Here is a 4,164-nt window from a genome sequence, read left to right as displayed (position 1 = left end):
GGCCGACGATGCGGGCGTCGCCGGACTGGTCTGCCTCGGCTATCCATTCCATCCTGCCGGCCAGCCCGAAAAACTACGGGTAGAGCATCTGCTCCACCTGAAGACGCCGAACCTTATCATCCAAGGCGAGCGCGACGCGCTGGGCAACCGCGACGAGGTCATATCATACAACCTGCCCCCGGCCGTCCAGATCAAGTGGCTGCCTGACGGCGACCACAGTTTCAAGCCGCGAAAATCTTCCGGCCGAACCGAAGCCGAAAACTGGACCGACGGCATCGAACTGACCGCCGAATTCGTTCGAAACGTATGAGCACCCGCGAAAGTCACGACGTTGGCATTGCTCGCACCAATCGGAGTTGATCAGTGCAGGCCGGCTTGGACGCTTTCTACACCTCGATCGAGAAACGGACTGACTCGCTCTGATGGGCTCGCAGGTGCTCGTGGGCGAGACAACCCGAGGAGGGGCCATTATTGAGACGGCTAATCACGTTGCGACATACGATACGGGCGCGTCGCGCTGCGGCCGGTTCACTGAGATAATTTTAGCCGGACACATCCGCCGGCCGAAAAAGCTGCGGCGCTCGCTGGACCACACCGCCAACATCGCGCAATATGGCGGCAACTGCCAGTGCGCGGCGGGGGCGAACCAACGAACATAACGGCGACTGCGCCTCACGCGCGCCGCCGGCAGAGACGGCGCCCGCGTGAACACCTTCTGCGTTTCGAAGTAGCCTAAAGGACTGATGGTGACACACGTGCATGCGGAGCGTGCTTCTGAATCGTCAGACCGCGTGATTGCGGCGCTGCGAGAGCTGTCGGAAGAGGAATTGCGCCGGGATTTTATAATACCGCTGCTCAAGGCAATGGGCGCGACCCATGTCGAACACGTGCATGGGCCGTTCGAGCGCGGGAAGGACCTAATCTATGTTCGGTCCGATGCGTTCCAAGATTCGCTATTGGGGGTCGTCCAGGCAAAGAACGAACCCCTTTCCGGATCATTCTCCTCGCGCTCGTCGGCAGGTACTGCTCTACAGCAGCTTCTCCATTGTGCGGAAACGGAAATATTGAACCCAGCCACAAACATGAAGGAGCTGCCGCGCGAGGTCCTGTTCGTGACTACGTATAACCTTCCTGACGCTCCACTTGCCGACGCGGCCAATCTGCTCGCCAAGGTGCGGAGGCAATGCAAAGTGATCGGCCCCGAGAAGCTGGCCGCCCTGCTGAGGGACCACCTTCCGCGTCTCTACTCCTCGTTGGCGTTCCCCGGCACTGGCCTCGCTAATGCGATCCGCTCTTATGTAGCCGTCCATCGAGAGTGGTCCGCATTCGAATCGTCCGCTGAGCGTCCGCTTGACTCGTTCTATGTAAACCTGAGTGTCGCCCCATGCGGCGGCGTGTTCGGATCGCTGGTGCGAGGACAGATCCAACCGCGTCGCGTTTCCGGTCTCACGCTGCCCCAGGAAGATTACGACGCGCTCGCGGCGCTGTATTCCCAGGTGCCTGACGTACACTCGCACCCGCCATTACTGGGTCAAATCGCGCAGCGATTTGGCTCAGATGCTGGCAAGGCGTCCCGCGTGCGCCAGCCGAGGTCCGAGCGCGCTTCACGACGGGCGCTTCTAGAGAATGTCACACTGCGAAAAGTAAATATCGCGGGATTCATTTCCCGTCTCGAGCAATACGCGCGCAATTCGCAAGTTCACCGAGGGTCACGTAGCTCGGTGATTGACACGATTGGAATCAGCGCCGCCCTCATCAACTCGCTCGCCATTGCTTTTGGTGATGACCTCTTCTCTCATACGCAGGAGAGCGCCGCGCAACGCCCGCTGGTAATCCCGGACCTGTTGCCCGACGAACTGATCGCGGCGACGAGCCACATTGCGATTATTGCCGATGCTGGGTCGGGCAAGACCTGCTTTGCGCAACGGCTAGCTGATTCCGCGTTGGCAAACGGCGTACCTTGCATTTATTTCCCGTGCAGCCGAATTCAGACAACCGATACGCCGCTCCTCACGGCACTTTATGGATTCCTTCGGTCAATTGACGCCGTGACCGACAGCACGTCATTCGCGGATGCTATGCGCGCGACCCGACTGATTATACTTGACGGCGCGGACGAGGCGGCGACGTTCGGACCGACGCTGGGGCGGCAAATCACGAACCTGTTACACGTACCAAAAGAAATCCGTGTGGACGGATGCTTCGGAAGCAAGTGCCGGGTTCCGGACGAGTTGTCGGCTGTCGTGCTGCGTCGCGACGATACGCGGCGCAAGGGATGCTATCTATCGGTTACCAGACCGCTTCGCACGAGCGATTACGGCCAACTCTGCACCTTGAACGAAGGAACAGCATTTGGGGCCGCATTCCTGTCGCTACGGGAGGAGTGCGCGTCGAAATCGCCCCGTCTGATAGTTACGTCGCGCGACATTAGTTCGCTCGACTTTCCGGACCTGTTTACTGAGACGAGCCTACTACCGTTCACCGAGGTGCAGCTCTTCGACTTTATGGACCGGTGGTTTGAGGCCAGCACCAAGAAACGGCTCGAAATCAAAGAGTTTCTTGAACGTAATTCGCACATAAAGGCGGTGTGTGCCAACCCAATGACCGCCACGATTGTAGCGTCGCTTCACGAGAACAACTTTGCGTTGCCGCATTCTCGCGCCGAAGTCTACGAGCGGCGCTTTGAACTGCTGCTTGAACGGTGGGATCGCCTTCGTAATGTTAAGCGGGTCCGGCGTGTGTCGAAACCGGACAAGAAGCACTTCCTGAGGCAGTTGGCATACGTGCTCCACTCAAAGCACCGCCGCCGCTTTAGCGTGGCGGCTGCCTCGCGGATTTGGAGCGGTGCGTGCGCCGACAGATACAAGGGGCTCGAAATTGCGGACGTCCTCGCGGAGCTGCGCGCGTGTGACGGCGTAATTGTCCCGGAGGGGGATGAGTACTCGCTAGGGCACTTGTCGTTCCAGGAGTACCTAGCCGCGGAATACGTAGTGCACGGGCAGCACATCGATGTGCTGGTCGACAACTTCAATGACACGTGGTGGCGGAACGTCGTGTTGTTTTACGCCGGTATAACCGGAGATGTGCACAAACTTCTTTCGCGCGTTCAACGCAAGTTTCCACTGCAGGGACGGGACGGGCTCCTGGATGAGATACTGCGCGAAGCGCGGAATACGCCAGGTGTGGTGCGGAAGCTGATCGCGCAGTTTGGCAGCGAGGACCGAGCCGACGAAGGCAGCCCGCTAGACGACGAGTAGGCTGCGTGCTGTTGCCTCCGTTGGATGCGGCGTGCCATGAGACCGCGAACATTTCTGGCGTCGATGCCAGCAGATCAGGCGGCCGGTCTGTGCGCGGCGACGCCACGGAGTGCGCGCGTGCCGGCCCTCACTCCTGCGCGCCGCCGCCGAACGTATCCGCGCGACAGCGCCATATCCTGCCAAGACGCGCAGGGGCATCGACCGCCCAAAGCAACGTGTGGGAATCCAGCAGCAGCTTCACTGCATGTATTCCTTGAAGTCCTCCAACGGCGCATCAAAGTCCGGAGCTGTGAACAGCACGGTGCCGCGCATGGTTCCGAGCTTCCGCTGTGGCCGAACTGCCGTGGCCGGAACCAGGCGAGCAATGGGCTGATTGTTCTCCGTAATCAACAATTCATCGCCCGGCAACATCCGGTGGATCAACTCCGGCAGCTTGGCTTGGGCTTCTTGAATGGAAATCGTCGTCATCCGATCCTCGATTAAACGTTTCGTTCGAGCAAACGGCTCAAGTCCGGGCTAAACCATCCTCTACAACATCCTACTCCGACCATCGCTGTCGTCCCAGAGCAGGGCCAACCCAGACGGCTGGTGGAGACGCATGGCTAATCACTTGCCGCCAATCGCTCGCTCGAGCAGGTTGCGAGTAATGCGCTGGACGCGGGCATCGGGCCCGTGCGGCCGCGACCAGTGCGACCAGGGAAGCGTGTGTCCTGGCGGCGACGAGAGGCCTTGGGCCCAAAAAATCGTCGAACCGTTGAACACGAAATTGCCTTTGGGGCCGGGGTAAATCGTGGCGACCCATTTTTGCGGGTTCACGCCGCTTTGCCAGGCCGTGCCGGCGGCCACGACTTCCAGGCCGGGTATGTCGGCTGCCTGGCCGTGATATTCCCAGCCGATGAGGCCGGGG

The 4,164-nt window shown here is 60.1% G+C and carries 4 protein-coding genes; 2 read left to right on the top strand and 2 right to left on the bottom strand.

From position 1 onward, the window contains the following. On the top strand, positions 1 to 310 hold a 310-nt coding region (locus tag VGG64_06115), incomplete at its 5' end, for an alpha/beta family hydrolase (protein ID HEY1599157.1). Between the two features lie 772 nt (positions 311 to 1,082). Next, a complete protein-coding gene (locus tag VGG64_06110) occupies positions 1,083 to 3,257 on the top strand; it encodes a hypothetical protein (protein HEY1599156.1) in 2,175 nt (724 codons plus the stop codon). Between the two features lie 237 nt (positions 3,258 to 3,494). Here VGG64_06110 and VGG64_06105 read toward each other — a convergent pair whose 3' ends face one another. Then, the gene (locus VGG64_06105; protein HEY1599155.1) at positions 3,495 to 3,725 is read right to left on the bottom strand and encodes a type II toxin-antitoxin system prevent-host-death family antitoxin; all 231 of its coding nucleotides are present in this window, start codon (positions 3,723 to 3,725) and stop codon (positions 3,495 to 3,497) included. 138 nt (positions 3,726 to 3,863) lie between these two features. Continuing rightward, positions 3,864 to 4,164 (bottom strand): hypothetical protein (locus VGG64_06100; protein ID HEY1599154.1); only part of this gene is annotated, 301 nt, incomplete at its 5' end.

The sequence above is a fragment of the Pirellulales bacterium genome (genome assembly GCA_036490175.1).
Taxonomy (GTDB): Bacteria; Planctomycetota; Planctomycetia; order Pirellulales; family JACPPG01; genus JACPPG01.
Note: the sequence above shows the minus strand (reverse complement) of the source record. Positions and strands in the feature narration are given on the sequence as shown.